Source organism: Chelativorans alearensis, assembly GCF_010993735.1.
GTDB classification, from domain to species: domain Bacteria; phylum Pseudomonadota; class Alphaproteobacteria; order Rhizobiales; family Rhizobiaceae; genus Chelativorans; species Chelativorans alearense.
On record NZ_WQNI01000013.1, the window covers coordinates 252704 to 271434 of the forward strand.

At 64.4% G+C, this 18731-nt stretch carries 17 protein-coding genes; 12 read left to right on the top strand and 5 right to left on the bottom strand.

Annotated features, from left to right (window positions below; translation table 11 throughout):
* Positions 1 to 13 precede the first annotated feature (13 nt).
* From GPJ75_RS19990 to GPJ75_RS20015, 6 genes are all read left to right on the top strand, one after another.
* The gene (locus GPJ75_RS19990) at positions 14 to 1222 is read left to right on the top strand and encodes an acetyl-CoA C-acetyltransferase (RefSeq protein WP_163270586.1); all 1209 of its coding nucleotides are present in this window, start codon (positions 14 to 16) and stop codon (positions 1220 to 1222) included.
* A 2-nt stretch (positions 1223 to 1224) separates the two neighbouring features.
* Positions 1225 to 1776 carry a hypothetical protein gene (locus GPJ75_RS19995; protein WP_163270587.1) on the top strand — a complete coding sequence of 184 codons (552 nt, stop codon included), beginning with the start codon at positions 1225 to 1227 and terminating at the stop codon, positions 1774 to 1776.
* Positions 1777 to 1792: 16 nt separating this feature from the next.
* Entirely contained in the window at positions 1793 to 4015 is a 2223-nt protein-coding gene (locus GPJ75_RS20000; RefSeq protein WP_163270588.1) for a 3-hydroxyacyl-CoA dehydrogenase NAD-binding domain-containing protein, read from the top strand.
* A 7-nt stretch (positions 4016 to 4022) separates the two neighbouring features.
* Positions 4023 to 4568 (top strand): thioesterase family protein, encoded by a 546-nt coding sequence (locus GPJ75_RS20005; RefSeq protein ID WP_163270589.1) that lies wholly within the window; start codon positions 4023 to 4025, stop codon positions 4566 to 4568.
* Between the two features lie 94 nt (positions 4569 to 4662).
* Positions 4663 to 5298, top strand: coding sequence for a 2-hydroxychromene-2-carboxylate isomerase (locus GPJ75_RS20010; RefSeq protein WP_163270591.1), 636 nt, complete (start codon positions 4663 to 4665; stop codon positions 5296 to 5298).
* Between the two features lie 68 nt (positions 5299 to 5366).
* Positions 5367 to 5996 carry a S24 family peptidase gene (locus GPJ75_RS20015; protein ID WP_163270593.1) on the top strand — a complete coding sequence of 210 codons (630 nt, stop codon included), beginning with the start codon at positions 5367 to 5369 and terminating at the stop codon, positions 5994 to 5996.
* A 9-nt stretch (positions 5997 to 6005) separates the two neighbouring features.
* On the opposite strand, the gene GPJ75_RS20020 is transcribed toward GPJ75_RS20015, so the two are convergent.
* The gene (locus tag GPJ75_RS20020) at positions 6006 to 7667 is read right to left on the bottom strand and encodes a lysine--tRNA ligase (protein WP_163270595.1); all 1662 of its coding nucleotides are present in this window, start codon (positions 7665 to 7667) and stop codon (positions 6006 to 6008) included.
* A 144-nt stretch (positions 7668 to 7811) separates the two neighbouring features.
* Between GPJ75_RS20020 and GPJ75_RS20025 the strand changes: the two genes are divergently transcribed.
* Positions 7812 to 8228, top strand: a complete 417-nt coding sequence (locus GPJ75_RS20025) for a tellurite resistance TerB family protein (RefSeq protein ID WP_159589496.1) — start codon at positions 7812 to 7814, stop codon at positions 8226 to 8228.
* Between the two features lie 58 nt (positions 8229 to 8286).
* Positions 8287 to 9111 carry a sterol desaturase family protein gene (locus GPJ75_RS20030; protein ID WP_163270597.1) on the top strand — a complete coding sequence of 275 codons (825 nt, stop codon included), beginning with the start codon at positions 8287 to 8289 and terminating at the stop codon, positions 9109 to 9111.
* Here GPJ75_RS20030 and GPJ75_RS20035 read toward each other — a convergent pair.
* Complete coding sequence (locus GPJ75_RS20035; RefSeq protein ID WP_163270894.1) at positions 9105 to 9938, bottom strand: transporter substrate-binding domain-containing protein; 834 nt, start codon at positions 9936 to 9938, stop codon at positions 9105 to 9107. The two genes, GPJ75_RS20030 and GPJ75_RS20035, sit on opposite strands and share 7 nt — an antisense overlap.
* A 448-nt stretch (positions 9939 to 10386) precedes the next feature.
* Here GPJ75_RS20035 and GPJ75_RS20040 point away from each other — a divergent pair, with 448 nt between their 5' ends.
* Positions 10387 to 12324 (top strand): glycosyltransferase, encoded by a 1938-nt coding sequence (locus tag GPJ75_RS20040; RefSeq protein WP_246249140.1) that lies wholly within the window; start codon positions 10387 to 10389, stop codon positions 12322 to 12324.
* On the opposite strand, the gene ppk2 is transcribed toward GPJ75_RS20040, so the two are convergent.
* Positions 12246 to 13145, bottom strand: coding sequence for a polyphosphate kinase 2 (gene ppk2 / locus GPJ75_RS20045; RefSeq protein WP_163270601.1), 900 nt, complete (start codon positions 13143 to 13145; stop codon positions 12246 to 12248). The genes GPJ75_RS20040 and ppk2 overlap by 79 nt on opposite strands.
* A gap of 188 nt (positions 13146 to 13333) precedes the next feature.
* On the opposite strand from ppk2, the gene GPJ75_RS20050 reads away from it, so the two are divergent.
* Positions 13334 to 14602 carry an ATP-binding protein gene (locus GPJ75_RS20050; protein ID WP_246249141.1) on the top strand — a complete coding sequence of 423 codons (1269 nt, stop codon included), beginning with the start codon at positions 13334 to 13336 and terminating at the stop codon, positions 14600 to 14602.
* A 185-nt stretch (positions 14603 to 14787) separates the two neighbouring features.
* Positions 14788 to 15510, top strand: coding sequence for a phosphate signaling complex protein PhoU (gene phoU, locus GPJ75_RS20055; protein ID WP_163270603.1), 723 nt, complete (start codon positions 14788 to 14790; stop codon positions 15508 to 15510).
* A gap of 42 nt (positions 15511 to 15552) precedes the next feature.
* Here the strand turns inward: phoU and GPJ75_RS20060 are convergent, their stop codons facing one another.
* Positions 15553 to 16236: a dual specificity protein phosphatase family protein gene (locus GPJ75_RS20060; protein ID WP_246249142.1), complete on the bottom strand. Its 684-nt coding sequence runs from the start codon at positions 16234 to 16236 to the stop codon at positions 15553 to 15555.
* 386 nt (positions 16237 to 16622) lie between these two features.
* On the bottom strand, positions 16623 to 17141 hold the full coding sequence (locus GPJ75_RS20065) for a GcrA family cell cycle regulator (protein WP_163270605.1): 519 nt from the start codon (positions 17139 to 17141) through the stop codon (positions 16623 to 16625).
* Between the two features lie 387 nt (positions 17142 to 17528).
* On the opposite strand from GPJ75_RS20065, the gene GPJ75_RS20070 reads away from it, so the two are divergent.
* Complete coding sequence (locus GPJ75_RS20070) at positions 17529 to 18725, top strand: aspartate aminotransferase family protein (protein WP_163270607.1); 1197 nt, start codon at positions 17529 to 17531, stop codon at positions 18723 to 18725.
* Positions 18726 to 18731: the final 6 nt, after the last annotated feature.

Here is an 18731-nt window from a genome sequence, read left to right on the forward strand (position 1 = left end):
GAAGGAGACGGAAATGGCTGATGCATATGTCTACGATGCCGTGCGCACGCCGCGCGGACGCGGCAAGAAGGATGGCTCGCTGCACGAGGTGCCTGCCGTGCGGCTGGCGGCAAAGACGCTGGAAGCCGTGCGCGACAGGAACGGGGTCGACACCAGCCAGGTGGACGACATCATCTTCGGCTGCGTCGACCCGGTCGGCGAGGCCGGCTCCGTCATCCCGCGCGCTGCCGCCTTCGAGGCGGGCTACGACACGCAGGCGCCGGGCATGCAGATCTCGCGCTTCTGCGCCTCCGGCCTCGACGCCATCAACCTGGGCGCGGCGAAGATTGCCGGCGGCTCCGACGAGATCGTGATTGCCGGCGGCGTGGAATCCATGTCGCGCGTCGGCATGGGCATGTCGGGCGGCGCCTGGTTCATGGACCCCTCGGTGGGCCTGCCGTCCTACTTCATGCCGCAGGGCGTTTCCGCCGACCTCATCGCCACCAAATACGGCTTTACCCGCGACGACGTGGACGCCTATGCGGTGGAAAGCCAGAAGCGGGCGAAGAAGGCCTGGGACAAGGGCTATTTCAAGAACTCGGTCATCCCCATCAAGGACCAGAACGGGCTTACCATCCTCGACCATGACGAGCACATGCGCCCCACGACGGACATGCAGTCGCTGGCCTCGCTCAACCCGTCCTTCGTGATGCCCGGCGAGATGGGCGGCTTCGACGCGGTGGCCGTGCAGCGGTATCCAGAGATCGAAGGTGTCAATCACGTCCACCATGCAGGCAATTCTTCCGGAATCGTCGACGGGGCGGCGGTGGTGCTGCTCGGCTCGAAGAAGGCCGGCAAAACGATGGCGCTGAAGCCGCGGGCGAAGATCCATAGCTTCACCAATATCGGCTCGGAGCCGGCCATCATGCTGACGGGGCCGGTGGATGTGACGGAAAAGCTTCTGAAGAAGGCGAAGATGGAGCTTTCCGACATCGACCTGTTCGAGCTCAACGAGGCCTTCGCGTCGGTCGTGCTGCGCTACTGCCAAGCCTTCGACATCGACCATGACAAGCTCAACGTGAACGGCGGCGCCATCGCCATGGGGCATCCGCTGGGTGCGACCGGGGCGATGATCTTCGGCACGGTTCTGGACGAACTGGAGCGGCGGGACCTCAACACGGCGCTCGTCACGCTGTGCATCGGCGCCGGCATGGGCACGGCCACGATTATTGAGAGGGTTTAGCCATGAAGAAGCTGATTTTCATCCTCTCCGCCGCCCTCCTCCCCGTCTCCGCAAGTATCGCGTCGAACGGCGAGCAACCCTATGCGGGGCTCGAGACGCGGCAGATCAAGGCGCTGTCGCCGGAGCGCATCGATGGCCTTCTGAAGGGACAAGGCCTCTCTTACGCCCTTTCGGCGGAGCTCAACGGCCTGCCAGGCCCGCGGCACGTGCTCGACATGGCGGGAAAGATCAACCTCGATGCCGGGCAGCAGGCGAAGATCGAGGCGATCTTCGCGCGCATGAACGCTGCCGCCCGCGAGCTTGGCGAGGCGTTGGTGGAGGCCGAGGCCGACCTTGAGGGAGCCTTTGCTTCCGGCCAGCCGAGCGCGGAAGACGTTGCCGAGCAGACGGCGCGTATCGCCGATATCGAGGGGCGCCTGCGCGCCGTGCACCTGACCGCGCATCTGGAGACGGATCCGCTTCTGACCAGGCATCAGAAACGCCTTTACGCCGTCGAGCGCGGCTATGCGGACGATGCCCCTCAGGATGGTGGACACGGCGGCCACGGGCGCTGACAGCGGAGATATTTCAATGGCTGACTACAAGAACTTCATTCTCGAGACCGACGCCGACGGCATTGCGCTCGTCACCTGGAACATGCCGGACCGCTCGATGAACGTCTTCACCGAACAGGTGATGGACGAGTTGGAGGCGATCGTCGACCGGGTGGCCGGCGAGGCGGCGATCAAGGGTGCTGTGATCACGTCGGGCAAGGAGACCTTCTCCGGCGGTGCCGACCTAACCATGCTGCAGAAGATGCTGGGGCTGTTCGAAAGAGAGAAGGCGAAGGACCGCGAGAAGGCGGTGAAGCTGCTGTTCGACGGTGCCGGCCGCATGAGCTGGCTGTGGCGGAAGCTGGAGACCAGCGGCAAGCCCTGGGTCTCGGCCATCAACGGCACCTGCATGGGCGGCGCGTTCGAATTGTCGCTCGCCTGCCACGGGCGCGTGGCGGCAGATTCGGACAAGGTGACGATGGCCTTGCCCGAAGTGAAGGTCGGCATCTTTCCCGGCGCCGGCGGCACCCAGCGCGTGCCACGGCTGGCGAACCCGCAGGAAGCCCTGCAGATGCTGACGACCGGCCAGACGCTCAGCCCGAAGAAGGCGAAGGCGATGGGCCTGGTGCACGAGATCGTGGCGCCGCGGAAGCTGGTGGAAGCAGCGAAGAGGATGATCAAGGACGGGCTGAAGCCGGTCCAGCCATGGGACGAGAAGGGTTTCAAGCTGCCGGGCGGGCCGGTCTATTCGGCCGCCGGAGCCAATCTCTGGCCGCCGGCCATCGCCATCCTGCGCCGTGAGACCTACGGCAACTATCCGGCCGCAACGGCGATCCTGAAATGCGTCTACGAGGGACTGCTGGTGCCTTTCGACACCGCGCTTACCATCGAGCAGCGCTATTTCACCGAGATCATGCAAAGCCGCGAGGCGGCGGCGATGATCCGCTCGCTCTTCGTCTCGCTGCAGGAGCTCAACAAGGGCGCGCGACGGCCCAAGGATGTGCCGGCTAAGAAATTGCGGAAAGTCGGCGTTCTGGGCGCCGGCTTCATGGGTGCGGGCATCGCCTACGTGACGGCGAAGGCGGGCATCCCGGTGGTGCTGATCGACCGCGACCAGGAATCCGCCGACCGGGGCAAGGCGCATTCGGCCGGTCTGATGGACAGTCTCATCAAGAAGGGGCGCGCGACGGAGGCGGAGAAGGAGAAGCTGCTTTCGCTGATCACCGCCACCCCGGACTATGCGCAGCTCGACGGCGCCGGCCTGGTGATCGAGGCCGTGTTCGAGGATTCGGCCATCAAGAAGGAGGCGACCGAGAAGGCGGAAGCTGTGCTGAAATCCTCCGCCGTCTTCGCCTCCAACACCTCGACCATCCCCATCACTTCTCTCGCGAAGAATTCGAAGCGGCCGAGGAACTTCATCGGCATTCACTTCTTCTCGCCGGTCGACCGCATGATGCTGGTGGAGATCATCATGGGCAAGAAGACCGGCGATAAGGCGCTGGCCGTCGCCATGGACTACGTGCGGGCCATCAGGAAGACGCCGATCGTCGTCAACGACACGCGCGGCTTTTACGTCAACCGCTGCGTGCTGCGCTACATGCAGGAAGCCTATTCCATGCTGATCGAGGGCGTGCCGGCGCCGATGATCGAGAACGCGGCGAAGATGGCCGGCATGCCCGTCGGCCCGCTCGCGCTCACCGACGAGACGGCCATCGACCTGGCGCAGAAGATCATGAAGCAGACGATCCGCGACCTCGGCGAAAAGGCCGTCGACCCGCGCCATATGGCGCTAATCGACGCGATGGTCGACAAGCATGAGCGGCATGGCCGCAAGAACGGCAAGGGCTTCTATGACTACCCGGAGAAGCCGGCTAAGAAGCATCTATGGCCGGGGCTGAAGGACCTCTATCCCCAGCAGGTGCCGGAGAAGATCGACGTCGAGGAATTGAAATCACGCTTCCTTGCCACCATCGCGCTCGAAGCTGCCCGTGTCATGGAAGAGGGCATCGTGACCGACCCGCGCGAGGCCGATGTCGGCTCCATCCTTGCCTTCGGCTTCGCGCCGTATACGGGCGGCACGCTGTCATATATCGACGGCATGGGAGCGGACGCGTTCGTCGATCTCGCCAAGAGCCTGCAGAAGAAATACGGCAAGCAGTTCAAGCCGCCGAGGCTTCTTGTGGAGATGGCGGAGAAGGGCCAGACCTTCTACACCCGCTTTGCGCCCGAGGGCGCGGGCGAGATGAAGAAGGCCGCCTGATCCGCTCATGTATGTCTGGATGCGGCTTCTGAAGGTCGCGGCGACCTACAAGCGCCGCGGCCGAGTGGCAGTGGGCGAAGAGAGCCGGCTGGCATTCCGCTGCCTGCCGACCGACATCGACATGAACTTCCACCTCAACAACGCCCGCTACATGATGCTGGCGGATATGGGACGCATCGACATCTTCCTGCGCGGCGGCCTCGTGGCGGCGGCGCGGAAGCGTGGCTGGGGGCCGCTTCTGGGCGGGCTGCAGGTGGCTTATGTGCGTGAAATCCGCCTGTGGCAGCGCTTCGAGCTCATCTCCAGTATCGAGACATGGGAGGACACGCAGATCATCGGCCGCCACCGCTTCCTCTTGCAGGACGGCCGCACGGCGGCGATCATCCTCACCACTGGCGGCATCTATGACTTCAAGGGCCGCCGCTTCGTGAAGGCCGGTGAGGTGATGACCGCAATCGGCCACAAGACGCCGCCGCGACCGCCCAACGAGGCGGAGCGGACGTTCATGGCCTCGCATCAGGGGTTGAGGACGTTGGCGAAGAACGGTCACTGAAGACGCGCGTATCCTTGCATTCCTCACGCGATGTTGATCCGTCGGCGCTGTTCAAGGCGTGAGCGGACGAATAGGACAGGTTTCGGAGGCTTCCATGTCCAAGACCATCGACTACTACATGACGGCGCTGTCGCCCTTCTCCTATCTCGGGCACCAAGCCCTGCGCGCGGTGGCCGAGAAGCATGACGTATCGCTCAGGGTGAAGCCGGTTAGCCTGATGGGCCTTTTCGAGAATTCAGGTGCCGTGCCACCGGCGAAGCGCCCGGCCGTGCGCCAGCGTTACCGCTTCCTGGAACTGCAGCGCGTTGCCAACTATCGCGGCATGCCCCTCAACCCGAAGCCGCGATACTGGCCGGTGGACCCCGCTTTGGCCGACTACACGATCATTGCCGTGGCGGAGGCCGGCCACGACCCGCTGGGCTACATGGCGCAGGTTTTCGCCGCGCTGTGGGTGCATGAGGAGGATATCTCCGACCGCGGGGTGCTTGCCGCCTATCTGCGATCGGAGGGGTTCGATTCGGAGATCATCCTGCCGGCGGCCGACAGGCCGGAGACGGCAGCCATCCGCGCCCGCAACACGGAAGAGGCCATCGCTGCCGATGCCGTGGGCGTGCCTGCCTATGTCCTGGACGGCGAGGTCTTCTGGGGGCAGGACCGGATCGAGTATCTGGACCATGCGTTGGCCAGCGGGCGGCCGGCATTTTCCGCGGCCCCGTTTATGGACAAGTAGTCCCTGGGAGGTTAGAAAGACAAAGCAGGTATTTTTTCCTGTTTTTGGCTTTCTCGGGAGGATACAGCGTGCTTTCGCACGAAAAAGTGTGGTCGGCCATTGACGCGCTTGCGGCGCGTTACGCGCTGTCCGCATCCGGGCTTGCCCGCAAGGCGGGGCTCGACTCCACCGCCTTCAACCGCTCCAAGCGCTACTCTGCCGACGGCCGGCCGCGCTGGCCCTCGACAGAATCGCTGGCCAAGGTGATGGACGCCACCGGCGCTTCGCTCGACGAATTCATGGCGCTGGTTGAAGGCGATGGCACGCCGGCGCGCGCCACCGTGCCGCTGATCGGCTTCGCCCAGGCCGGCGCCGGCGGATTCTTCACCGATGCGGGTTTTCCCGTCGGCGAGGGCTGGGAGCATGTCGACCTGCCCGGCAAGGTGAGCGAGGGAGCCTATGCGCTGGAGGTGCAAGGCGATTCCATGCTGCCGCTCTACCGTGATGGCGACGTTCTCGTGGTGGAGCCGGCAGCCCGCGTGCGCCATGGCGACCGGGTGGTCGTCAAGACCGTCGAGGGCGAGGTGATGGCCAAGGTGCTGCAGCGCCAGACGGCGCGCCAGATCGAGCTCCTGTCGCTCAATCCCGATCACCCCGACCGCGTGCTGCCGAGGCGCGACGTGGAGTGGGTTGCCCGGATCGTCTGGGCTAGCCAGTAAAGGCGGGCATCAGCCGGCCAGCTCGCCAGCCAGCGCCTTGTCGATCAGCGCGCGGGTTTCCGCGATGCCGTAGAGTGCGGCGAAGGAACCGAAGCGGGGGCCGCGCTCCTGGCCGAGAAGCACCTGGTAGAGCATCTGGAAGAAGGCGACGGAAACGCCCGGGCCGCCGGTGGGGCTCTTCCGCGTGTGGTCCTGGTAGCGCTCGATGCCGCGTGCAACGTCGAGCGCCGCGTTCTGGATGTCCTCGCCGCTGGCGTCCGCCGGCAGAGTGGAAAGCTTCTCGCCAAGCTCCGCAAGGGCCTGCCGCTCCACCTCGTCCGGAGCGCGAAACTTCTTTGCCGGCTTCACGAAGTCGTCGAAGTAGCGGATGGCATAGTCCGTCAGCCGGTCGAGCGCGGGGTGCGTGTCGGCCGTCACGCCCGGCGCGTAGCGCGAGATGAAGCCCCAGAGCACCTCCTTCTCGTGCGCGTTCGAAGCGCTGACGAGATTGAGCAGCAGCGCGAAGGGCACCGGCAGGTCGATATCCGGCGGGTTGCCGTCGTGAATATGCCAGACGGGGTTGCCGAGCCGGTTCCGCCAGTCCTGCGACCGGTAGGCCGAGAGGAACGAATAGTACTCTTCCACCGCCTTCGGGATGACGTCGAAATAGAGTTTCTTCGCCGTCTTCGGCTTCTGGAACATGTAGAGCGACAGGCTCTCCGTCGGCGCGTAGGCGAGCCACTCGTCGATGGTCAGGCCGTTTCCCTTGGACTTGGAGATCTTCTGGCCCTTCTCGTCCAGGAAAAGCTCGTAGTTGAAACCCTCGGGCGGGGGCGCGTCGAGCGCGCTGCAGATGCGCGCGGCAAGCTTGACGCTGTCGATCAGGTCCTTGCCCGACATCTCGTAATCGACGCCAAGCGCGGCCCAGCGCATCGCCCAGTCCGGCTTCCATTGCAGCTTGGCTTCACCGCCGGTCACCGGGGTCTCGAAGCGCTCGCCGGTCTCGGGATCGCGCCAGACGATGGTGCCGGCGTCGAGCTTGCGTTCTTCTATGGGCACCTGCATCACAACGCCGGTCCTGGGGTGGATGGGCAGGAAAGGCGAATAGGTCTGCGCCCGCTCCTCACGCAGCGAAGGCAGCATGATGGCCATCACCTCGTCGTAGCGTTCCAGGAGCTTGAGGAGCGTCGTGTCGAAGCGGCCGGAGGTGTAGTAGTCGGTGGAGGAGGCGAATTCGTAGTCGAAGCCGAACTGGTCGAGAAAGGCCCTCAGCCGTGCATTGTTGGCGGCGCCGAAGGAGGGATACTCGTTGGAGAACGGGTCGGGCACGCGCGTCAGCGGCTTGCCGAGGTGGGCACGCAGCATTTCCCGGTTGGGCACGTTGTCCGGCACCTTGCGCAGGCCATCCATGTCGTCGGAGAAGCACAGGATCTTGGTCTTCACCCGGTCCTCGGTGAGGACGCGGAAGGCGTGGCGCACCATGGAGGTACGCGCCACCTCGCCGAAGGTGCCGATATGCGGCAGGCCGGACGGCCCGTAGCCGGTCTCGAACAGCACGGTTTCGGGGAAGTCGCGCCCCTCGTAGCGTTTGACGATCCGCCGCGCCTCCTCGAAGGGCCAGGCCTTGCTCTCGGCCGCGGCCTCGCGCACCTCAGGCGTGAGTTCGAGCGCGTTTTGCGTGGTCGTCGTCATCTCTATTGTCCAGTGGTAGGGCTATATCCGCCGCTGGTCTAAGGCTGGCCTCGCGGTGCGTCAATCGCGACACCGATTTTTCGTTGCGATGGCGGGCGACGCTGCATAGGGTTCGAAACCTTGGAGAAAGAAAAGGGACGTCGAATGAGCCTGCAGCCGTCAGCCCATGAAGCGCTGATTTATCTGATGGTCGTCATGTCGGCGGCCGACCGCGACATGACCGATGCCGAACTGGGCAGCATCGGCAGCGTCATCCATCGGTTGCCCGTCTTCAAGGGCTTCGACGAGAACCGCATCATCGAGGTCGCCCGCCAGTGCCAGCAGATCCTGCAGGAGGACAACGGGCTGGAGCGGATTCTGACCGCCGTGCGCGACGTCGTGCCGACCAGGCTGCACGACACGGCTTATGCACTGGCCGTGGAGGTGGCGGCGGCCGACGTGCACGTGGAGCCGGAGGAAAAGCGCATGCTGCAGATCGTGCGCGGCCGCCTTCACATCGAGCCGCTGGTGGCCGCGGCGATCGAGCGCGCTGCGCGCGCCCGCCACCGGCCCCTCGTCTGACAGACCTGCTCAAACGCATGTGACTGGCCATCGGGCCGCAGGCGCGGAATAAGAGGGCATGGAAGAACCGATGCTTTCCGAAGCCGCTATCCGGCTCTTCGCCTTTGCCGCCATCTTCGCGGCCATGGCAGCCTACGAGCTGTGGTCGCCGCGGCTGGAGCGCGATGAGATGGCCGGCGCATGGAAGACGCGGCGTTGGGTGACCAACCTGTCGCTGCTTCTCATTTCCTCCGCCGTTATGCGCGTCGTTTTCCCGGCCGCCGCCGTGGGCACGGCGCTGTGGGCCGAGGCAGAGGGGTGGGGGCTTTTCCGCTATCTCGGCCTGAACGCGCTGCTTGCCGGCGTGCTTTCCTTCGTGCTGCTTGATTTCGCCGTCTGGCTGGAGCATGTGGCGAGCCACAAGATCCCGCTTCTATGGCACATTCACCGCATGCACCATGCCGACAACGGCTTCGACGTGACCACGGGGCTCCGCTTCCATCCCTTCGAGATCCTGATCTCCATGTTGTGGAAGGCGGCCGTGGTGGCGGCGCTGGGGGCGCCGGTGCTGGCGGTGCTCCTCTTCGAGATCGTGCTCAACGGCACGTCGATGTTCAATCACTCCAACATCGACATTCCGCGGCCCGTCGACCGCCTCTTGCGGCTTATCCTCGTCACGCCGGACATGCACCGCGTGCACCATTCGAGCATCCGCCGCGAGACGGACTCGAACTATGGCTTCAACTTCCCGTTCTGGGACCGTCTGTTCCGCACATATGTGGGCCAGCCGCGGCTCGGCCACCGGGACATGGAGATCGGGCTCAGAGAGTATCGCGGCGCCGGAACGGCCAAGTTGCTGTGGGCGCTGGTGCTGCCCTTCCTTGCCAACCGGCGCGATCAATAAAAGCCCACGGGGAAGTAGCGCAGGTAGAGCTCGGCGAATGTGCCGCGCTCTTCGATCTTCTGCAACGCGTAGTCGAGTGCCGCGGCCAGCGCCGATTGATCACGGCGCACTGCGATCGCCAGTCCGTGGCCGAGATACTCCGGCGCCAGATAGGGCCCGCCCGTAAAGACGCAGCAGCCTTCCGCTTCCGTGCTGGCGAGCCAGAAACCGAGCCGCATGCCGTCGCCGAAAGCGGCATCGAGCTTGCCCGCCTTCAGGTCGCCGAGGAGCCATTCCCGGCGTGAATAGGTGACCACCCGCGCCTCGGCGAACAGATCGCGCAGCATCTGTTCGTGCGCCGTACCGGCCAGGACGCCGACGCGTTTACCGGCAACCTTTTCGTGGATGGGCTCCGCAAGGACGGCATCCTTGTCTGTGACGAACCGGGCGGGAAACTGCAGGTAGGCGCGCGAGAAGAGGAATTTCTCTCGCGCCTCCCGCGTGATCGCCAGGCCGGCAATCAGCGCCTCACCCTGGCCGTCGTGCAGCGCCTCTTCCAGTTCGTCGAAGGGCAGGGCCTGGATCTGGCAGCGGTCCTCCAGCGCAAGCGCTTCGCAGATGGCGCGCGCCAGATCGACGTGGAAGCCGGCGAGGCGGCCGTCGGAATCGAGGAAGTTGAAGGGGAAGAAATCCGTGGTCGTCAGGAAGCGCAGACGCTGAATGGGCAAGACCTCCGGCTTCGGCAGGCGCTGCTTGGCATCCCATATCTGAGGAATCCGCGTCTCCGTGTCGCCGGGCAGCGCACTGCCCAGCACCACGACGACGGCCAGAAACGCAACGGCAAGCATGCGCAAGATATCGATCCTTCGTTCGACTTTGCGCAAGCTATAGCCCAAACGGCCGGCCAGAGGAACGCGTCTGCCGCTACAACCATCGCCTGTATATGCCCTCATATGAGCGGTGTTGACCGCTGCGTCGAAATGAAACAGTGTAAAGGCCGGGACATCAGTTGGAGCATAGTTGGCTCCACTCTGAAATCGGGGGCGAAAATGCAAACGGTACCTTCAAGGTGCCGGCGATGGTGCTGCCGCACCACTGCCGGAAGGAAAGTGCTGTCCGCTATATCCAGCACGTCCACGCTGCATCTCAATTTGCGATTCCTTTTCCAACGAAGTCCAAGCCAGCGACGCTCTGCCTGCTGAGGTTCGGTTCGAGTTCCCGCGCTTCGGCGCATGTCATTGGTGATGCATGTTTGTACCGGGTAGCATTGAGACGGCCGGCCAGGGAGCGCCGGCATTGCAAGGCGGTGCCAAGGGGCCTTCGGGGCTGGCGGAATGGTGGCCGATCCTCGAGAAGCTGGGCCTTCCGCATAATGAACTTCGCAGCGTGGAAGGTCGCGCCAGCCTGGCTGGCGTTCCGTTTCAGGCGGAGCTCATGGCTTCCGGACTGGTGAGCGAGGCCAAGCTGTTTCGCGCTCTGGCGCAGCATCTCGGACTCGGCTTCGCTGCCCGTGTCCGGCCCGAAAACCTGCTCATGCGACAGCACCATTGTCTGAGCGCCCTGCGTCGCGTCGGCGGCGTGCGCACCGCCGCCTACATGGACGCCGCGGGCCAGCCAATCCTGTTGGTCGCTCCGGACGGCCTCGATATCGCGGCGATGCTGGATTATCTGGCACGCTATCCGCGCATCGCGCAGGCAATGCGCATCGTGCCCCCTTCCGTCCTGAGGCAGGCCGTCATGGGCCGGGCAAAGGAGAGCCTGACACGGATTGCCGTGCACGGGCTCTTCGAGGCGCTGCCCAAGTTTTCCGCGCGCTTCGTGGTCAATGCGTGGCAGGGGGCCGCACTCGGCGCGCTTGCCGTGGCCTTGGCGGCGGGCCTGCTTTTATGGCCGCGACAGTTGCTTCTGGCGCTGCACGTCGTGCTGTCGCTTTCCTTCCTGTCCTGTGTCGCCCTGCGGTTGGCGGTCGCCAGCAGCATACGTCGCGCACCGCCCATGACCGTCCTCAAGGCCGTCAGGACGGAGGAGATGCCGGTCTATACGGTTCTCGTGGCACTCTACAAGGAAGCGGAGATCGTTCCGGATCTTCTGCTGGCACTGGGGCGCCTCGTCTGGCCACGCAGCAAGCTGGAGATCAAGCTCGTCTGCGAGAGTGACGACCGGGAGACGCTGGAGGCTCTCCGCGCTCAGGAACTGCGGTCCTATATCGAGGTGGTCGAGGTGCCACCCGAGGGGCCGCGCACGAAGCCAAAAGCGCTGTCGTACGCCCTGCCTATGACCACAGGCGAGCTTCTCGTCCTCTACGATGCGGAGGACAGGCCGCACCCATTTCAACTTGTCGAAGCCTGGCAGCGCTTCCGCGAGAGCGGCGAGGAGCTGGCATGCCTGCAGGCGCCGCTTGTCATCGCGAACCGCCGCGAAAGCTGGATCTCGGCGATGTTCGCCTTCGAATATTCGGCGCTGTTTCACGGCATTCTTCCGTGGCTTGCGCGCCACGGCCTGGTGCTGCCGCTCGGCGGCACCTCGAACCATTTCCGCCGCGCGATCCTGGAGCGCGTCGGCGGATGGGACCCATGCAACGTCACCGAAGACGCGGATCTCGGCCTGCGCCTGCGGCGGCTCGGCTATAAGACGGACACCATCACATTCCCCACCTACGAGGACGCACCCACCGGCTTCCGCGTCTGGCTGCCGCAGCGAACACGCTGGCTCAAAGGCTGGGCGCAGACATGGCTGGTGCATATGCGGGATGTCCGGGAGATGGCGCGGGATCTGGGGCCACATTCCTTCGCGGTGACGCAGGTCCTGTTTCCGGGCATGCTGCTTTCGGCGCTCGGCAACTCCGTCTTCCTTCTGACGATCCTGGGGCTGGCGGCGTATTTCGCCGTCCATGGCGAGATACCCAGTCACTATGGCGCGATCCTCCTGCTCGACCTTTTCAACGTCGTGTTCGGCTACGGCGCCTTTCTTGCGCTCGGCTGGTGGACGCTGCCTGCGCCGGAGCGCCGCGACCTTTGGAAACACGTGCTGCGGACGCCTGCCTATTGGACACTTCTGTCGCTCGCCGCCTGGCGCGCGCTCTGGCAACTTTACCGCCGCCCACACCATTGGGAGAAGACGCCGCACCGACCGAGCCGACCGGCGGGCGCCAGCGGTCAGCGCAGGAAGGAGGGACCGGCGCCGACCACATTCTTGTCCTCCTCGCCGATCGCCTCGACATCGCGGCCGGGGTAGGACAATGCGGCGAGCATGTGGCGGATCACCCCCAGGCGTGCCCGCCGCTTGTCGTTCGCCAGCACGACCGTCCACGGCGCATAATCGGTATGGGTGCGCTCGATCATAAGGTCGCGCATGCGCGTGAAGTCATCCCATTTCTCCATGGCCGCCAGATCGACCGAAGAGAACTTCCAGTATTTCAGCCGGCTGTGCCGGCGGGCATGGAACCGCTTGAGCTGGGTTTCCCGGCCAATGTTCAGCCAGAACTTGAAAAGGTGGATGCCGTCATTGACGACCATGCGCTCGAATTTCGGCGCCTCGTCGAGGAACTTTTCGTGCTCTTGCGGCGTGCAGAAGCCCATGACGGGCTCTATAACGCCCCGGTTGTACCAGGAGCGGTCGAAGGTCACGAACTCGCCGGCGGCCGGAAGCTGCGCCGCATAGCGCTGGAAATACCACTGCCCGCGCTCGGTCTCGGTCGGTTTCACCAGCGCAACGTTGCGCGCGGTGCGCGGGCTCAGATATTCGCGCACGCGCTTGATGCTGCCGCCCTTGCCGGCCGCATCACGGCCCTCGAACACCGCCACCACCCGCTCGCCGCTTTCCCGCAGCCAGTCCTGCACCTTCACCAGCTCTATCTGCAACGCTTCGAGTTGCTTCTCGTAGGTCTTCTTCTTCAGCTTCTCGTCATAGGGGTAGCCGCCTCCCGTGAGCGCATGGTCCTCGACCCACCCCGGAAGCTTGGGATCGCCGATGTCGAACCGGCGCTCGACCCCGTCGACGGACAGCGTCAGCGACTTGCGGATTTCGGAAGTGTCGTTGTCCAGAGCCTTGTTCATAAAAGTCGATCCCTCGCAGCGATAGTAGGTTGATGCTATTGGCGGTGCCCGGCAAGGTCTACCCGCATCCTTCGCGCGTCCTTAGGGCACACGAAGGGTGCGGTAGGTTAATTTACGCATCGTGCTTTCCGAAAATCGGTTCCGATTTTCGAGCCGATGCGCCGGGGCCTATGGACAGGGATGCACGCATGGAAGATGACGATAACGGCTCGTCACCCGGGTGGCTGAAGGCGGTGATGAGGCGCCTTGGCCGCAACTGGCAGGTGCTGGCTGCCGCTTCAGCGGCGCTTCTGGCCCTCGATCTCCATTTAGGCGGCAACGGCCTGGCTGCCGCGGGCGCCGTCGCCTTCGTGCTTGCGGTGGCGGTGCTGTTCCCCGGCAAGCGCGGCGAACATGTTGCCATGCAGCGAAGCGAAGGCCTCGCCCCCGACATAGACACGCTGCCGGCCATCCACCTCGCCGCGGCGGTCCAGGACCCGCTCTATATCTTCAACCGTGGCGGTGAGGTCGTCTACGCCAACGCCGCGGCGGCGGCGGCCTTCGGCCCCATCGCGCCTGGCGTTTCGCTGCAGCTCAAGTTCCGCGCCCCGGAAATGCACGATTTCATCGCCCGTGTGCTTGCGGGCGGCGATGAGCCTTCGGCGACGGACTATGCCGAGCGCGTGCCGATCGAGCGCGTCTACCGCGTCTCGGCTATGCCCATTGGCGAGGGAACCGGGCTTTTCGTGCTGCTGTTCAAGGACCAGAGCGAGGCGCGCCGCATCGACCGCATGCGTGCCGACTTCATCGCCAATGCCAGCCATGAGCTGCGCACGCCGCTCGCCTCCGTCGCCGGCTTCATCGAGACATTGCGCGGGCCAGCCCGCGACGACCCGAAGGCGCGCGAGAATTTCCTGCAGATCATGCAGAACCAGACCGCCCGCATGGCGCGGCTGATCGATGACCTCCTATCCCTCTCCCGCCTGGAAATAAGGCCCTACGTGACGCCGAGCGAAAAGGTCGACATGCGCCTGCTCTTGAAGGGGGTCGGGGATTCGCTGGCTCACCTTGCGCGCGAATCCGGCGTTACCATCGCCTTCGAACTGCCGGAGACGCCGCTGGAAGTGGCGGGCGACCGCGACGAACTGGTGCAGGTGTTCGAGAACCTGGTGGAGAACGCCTGCAAATACGGAAGCGCCGGGGGCCGCGTGGTCATCTCGGCCGAAGATGCCGGGCCCGGCGCGGAGAAGACCGTCACCGTGACCGATTTCGGCCCGGGGATCGCAGAGGAGCACATCCCCCGCATCACCGAGCGCTTCTACCGCGTCGACGTGGAGACGAGTCGTGCCCAGAAGGGCACCGGCCTCGGCCTGTCGATCGTCAAGCACATCCTCACCCGACACGGCGCGCGCCTGTCGATCAAGTCACGCGTGGGCGAAGGCTCGTCCTTCACGGTTCATTTCCCGCCGGCCCGCTAGTGGTCTGACCCAAACAGATGGTATCTGTTTGGAAGCACACTGCCCTGTTGGTCTGGTGGGGCGATTTGTCCTCTGTCAGGAGGACGGCACTGGCAATCCTTGTGCACAGGCCTATTTCTTTTTCCCGTCATCTGGGTAGCCTACGAAGGACCATAGGTGATTTTGCGCCAACGGAACGGTAGCCCATGCAAAGCCAGCACATCATGCGTTCGTTCGACGAGGAACTGCGCCTCCTGACCAACCAGATCGGCGGGATGGGCGGCTATGCCGAACGCATGGTGGAGCAGGCGGTCGCGGCGCTGGTGAGCGGCGACGCCGCGCTTGCCAAGAAAGTGATCGAGGACGACGCCTTCCTCGACGAGAAGGAACGCGAGATCGGCGAGAAAGCCGTCGTCATCATCGCCAAGCGCCAGCCGATGGCGGCGGATCTGCGCGAGATCGTCGGCGCCATCCGCATTTCCGGCGATCTGGAGCGCATCGGCGACCTGGGCAAGAACATCGCCAAGCGCGTCGTCGCGGTGACGGAAGCGCGCCAGCCGACGCGGCTTTTCCGCGGCCTGTCGGCCTTATCCGACCTAGCGCTTACCCAGCTCAAGGAAGTGCTCGACGCCTACGCCTCCCACTCCGCCGATAAGATCAGCTTCGTGCGCGACCGCGATGAAGAGATCGACGCCATGTACACCTCGCTCTTCCGCGAGCTTTTGACGTATATGATGGAGGACCCCCGCAACATCACCGCCTGCACCCACCTCGTCTTCTGCGCCAAGAACATCGAGCGCATCGGTGACCACGCCACCAATATCGCCGAGACCGTCTATCACATCGTCACCGGTACTGTGCTGCCGCCCGAGCGGCCGAAGGAAGACAAGAGCCACAAGGTGGTGGCGCCGACGCAGCAGGAAAATTGACGGGCGACGGCGCTTGTCCGCGACACGCGGAGGCGGGGTCGCCTATCTGACGGCGGACGCGGGAAGGCTTGTCAGAAGCCCGCCGTCTTCCTGGACGGCATTCCGCCGGTCACGGTCCTCCTCTCGCGACGTTGGCTGCCCGGCCTCTCCGGAAGACGATGGGTCGGGCAAAAACACATTTCCGAGCGCGGCCCAGCTTCTATCCATAGCGTGCGTCGGCGAAAGATAGGGGACCCCCAGATGACCGTAGAAGACGGAAAGCTGCTTTCCGGCCTCCTCCCGGCTGATGCCTGCCACGGCGGACATATAGAGAGCGGAGATCAGGCCGCTACGGTCCGCCCCGGCCTTGCAGTGGATCAGGATCGGCTTTTCCGCCTCCTTCAGCAGCTTGACCAGCTTGGCCGCCTGCTCGGAGGTGAGCTCTCTGCTGGCCGACATAGGGAAGTCGCGGTGGGCGATGCCGAGTCTCCTCGCCGTGGCGACCTCGCGCGTGAACCAGGGGGCGTCCTCCCCGTGGCCGCGCAGGTTGACGACCGTCTTGATGCCGTGGAGCTCATGATAGCGCTCCAGCCGCTCCGGCGTCGGCGTGGCCGAACGGTAGAGCTCACCCGGTATGACGGTGTGGAAATTTCCGTAGAGTTGCAGAGCGAGAAGATATGTGCCGGCAACGGCGGCACACGCAAGAACCGCAAGGCCGATGCGGCGCACGGAAAATATCGACAACATTGAATAGTTCCATGAATATTTTGTTATTTAGAAATGCAATTCAGTTCATATAATATTATTATAAATTACCTAGAATAAGAGATTAATATACTTATATAAGTAGGCGCAAATAAGGCGATATACCTTACATCCGCTCTGAGTTTGCTTGAAAGGATATTGCGACCCGCCGGGAGACAATGGGTACTGGAGTGGAGGGGCGGAAGGGACACTCATCGCTTGAGTGCCGTCAGATGCCCAGCATACGAACCCTTGCAGCCGGCTAGAACCAGCGGACAAAAAAGAGGCGGCTTGCGCCGCCTCAGGATGTCCCCACCCCGCGGTCATCCCGCCCTTTGCTTGATCGCAATTCCGGATGGAAACCGGTTTCCAGTTTTCCTGGAATTGCTCTATCGGTTGCGGCGGCGCTCCGAGGCCGGCTGGTAGGCGAGCCTGGAGTGGTAGGTGCAGTAGGGGCTGCTTTCCCCCGCATCATTGCCGCAGAAGCTGAAATCTTCCGAAAGGGGATCGCCGTTCGGCCACTTGCAGGTGTGCTCGGTAAGCTGCACCAGCTTGAGATTGCGGGAGATCGGAACCACGACATTCTCGACCGGGCGCAATTGCTGGTAGGCGACCGCGTCCTCCTCGAACTGCACCTTGAGCGCGGTGGCGCCCACGGAAGCGGTAACCGGGCGGGAGCCGCCACGCTGCCGCCGCGCACCGCCACCACCACCGCCGGAAGCCGCGCTCTTCTTCTGCCGCGCCGGAGAAGCGGTGGCGCGACCGCGGCTGGAAAGCTTCAGCCGGTGCACCTTGCCGATGACAGCGTTGCGGCTGACGCCGCCCAGCTGCGCGGCGATCTGGCTTGCGCTCAGGCCCTCGGCCCAAAGCTTCTTCAGCATCTCGACGCGCTCGTCTGTCCAGTTCATCAGGACACGCTCCTGTGCAAGCGTGCGGAATCCGGGTGGGCTTCCGCCCGGCACAAAGCCGGATGGACACCACATCTACTCGGGTATGATGGTCGCCGCACGAAATGTAGTCGTTACAGGGGCAAGCTACATTATCGGTTGACTCGGTGACAAGAGTCCGACAGGCGCTGCGAATCTGTTTTCTCGGTTTTCCCCAACTTGAGCGAATCCGCACGCCTGCAACGGTGCCGACGCTTATATCGGGAATTGCCGCCCCGCGTTGACTTCGCGCCGGAAAACCCTGATAAAAGCCCGCGTGCCGCCCCTGGGGCGGCATTTTGGTTTCATCGGCCTGCCCGGCGGCATTTTCCCATGCCGCGCTCCGCGGGCCCTCCGGAGAAAGTATTCATGAGCGGTTCGGCGCTTTACGATACGTTTGCTCGACTTCCCCTCGCCTTCGAGCGCGGCGAAGGCTCGTGGCTGATGACCGCCAACGGCACGCGCTATCTCGACTTCGCCGCCGGCATCGCCGTCAATTCGCTGGGGCACGCGCACCCGCATCTGGTGGCGGCGCTCGTCGGCCAGGCAGGCCGTCTCTGGCATATCTCCAACCTCTACGAGATTCCCGGCCAGAGCCGGCTCGGCGAGCGGCTGGCGGAAGCGAGCTTCGCCGACAAGGTGTTCTTCACCAATTCCGGTGCAGAGGCGCTGGAATGCGCCATCAAGACCGCCAGGCGCTACCACTTCGTCAACGGCGAGGAAAACCGCGTTCGCATCATCACCTTCGAGGGCGCCTTCCACGGGCGGACGCTCGCCACCATCGCCGCCGGCGGACAGAAGAAGTACCTGGAGGGCTTCGGCCCGGTGGTCGAAGGCTTCGACCAAGTGCCGTTCGGCGATATGGAGGCGGTGGAGAAGGCGATCGGGCCGGATACCGCCGCTATCCTCGTCGAGCCGGTGCAGGGTGAGGGCGGCATTCGCCGGCTTTCGCTGACGGCGATGCGCAAGCTGCGCGAACTGTGCGACAGGCACGGGCTGCTTCTCGTCCTCGATGAGGTGCAGAGCGGTGTCGGCCGTACCGGCAAGTTCCTGGCGCACGAGTGGTCGGGCGTGAACCCGGACATCGCGGCCGTCGCCAAGGGCATCGGCGGCGGCTTCCCCTTGGGCGCCTGCCTCGCCACCGAGGAGGCGGCCAAGGGCATGACGCCCGGCGTGCACGGCACCACCTTCGGCGGCAACCCGCTCGCCATGGCGGTGGGCAATGCGGTGCTCGACATCATCCTCGAGGAAGGGTTCCTGGAGGACGTGGCACGCAGGGGCCTGCTCCTGAAGCAGGGGCTTGCCGCCATCGCCGACGAGTTCCCCGAGATCGTCGAGGAAATCCGCGGCGAGGGCCTGATGCTGGGCATACGCTGCAAGGTTCCCAATGCCGTCGTCCAGAAGGCGATGCGGGAGGAGAAGCTTCTGTGCGCGCCGGCCGGCGAAAACGTGCTGCGCCTGCTTCCCCCGCTCAATGTCAGCGACGAGGAAATCCAGGATGCGCTGGGGCGCATCCACGCCGCCATGCAGGCGGTGACGGCCGCCGCCGAGCCGGCCGACGGCTGAGGGAAG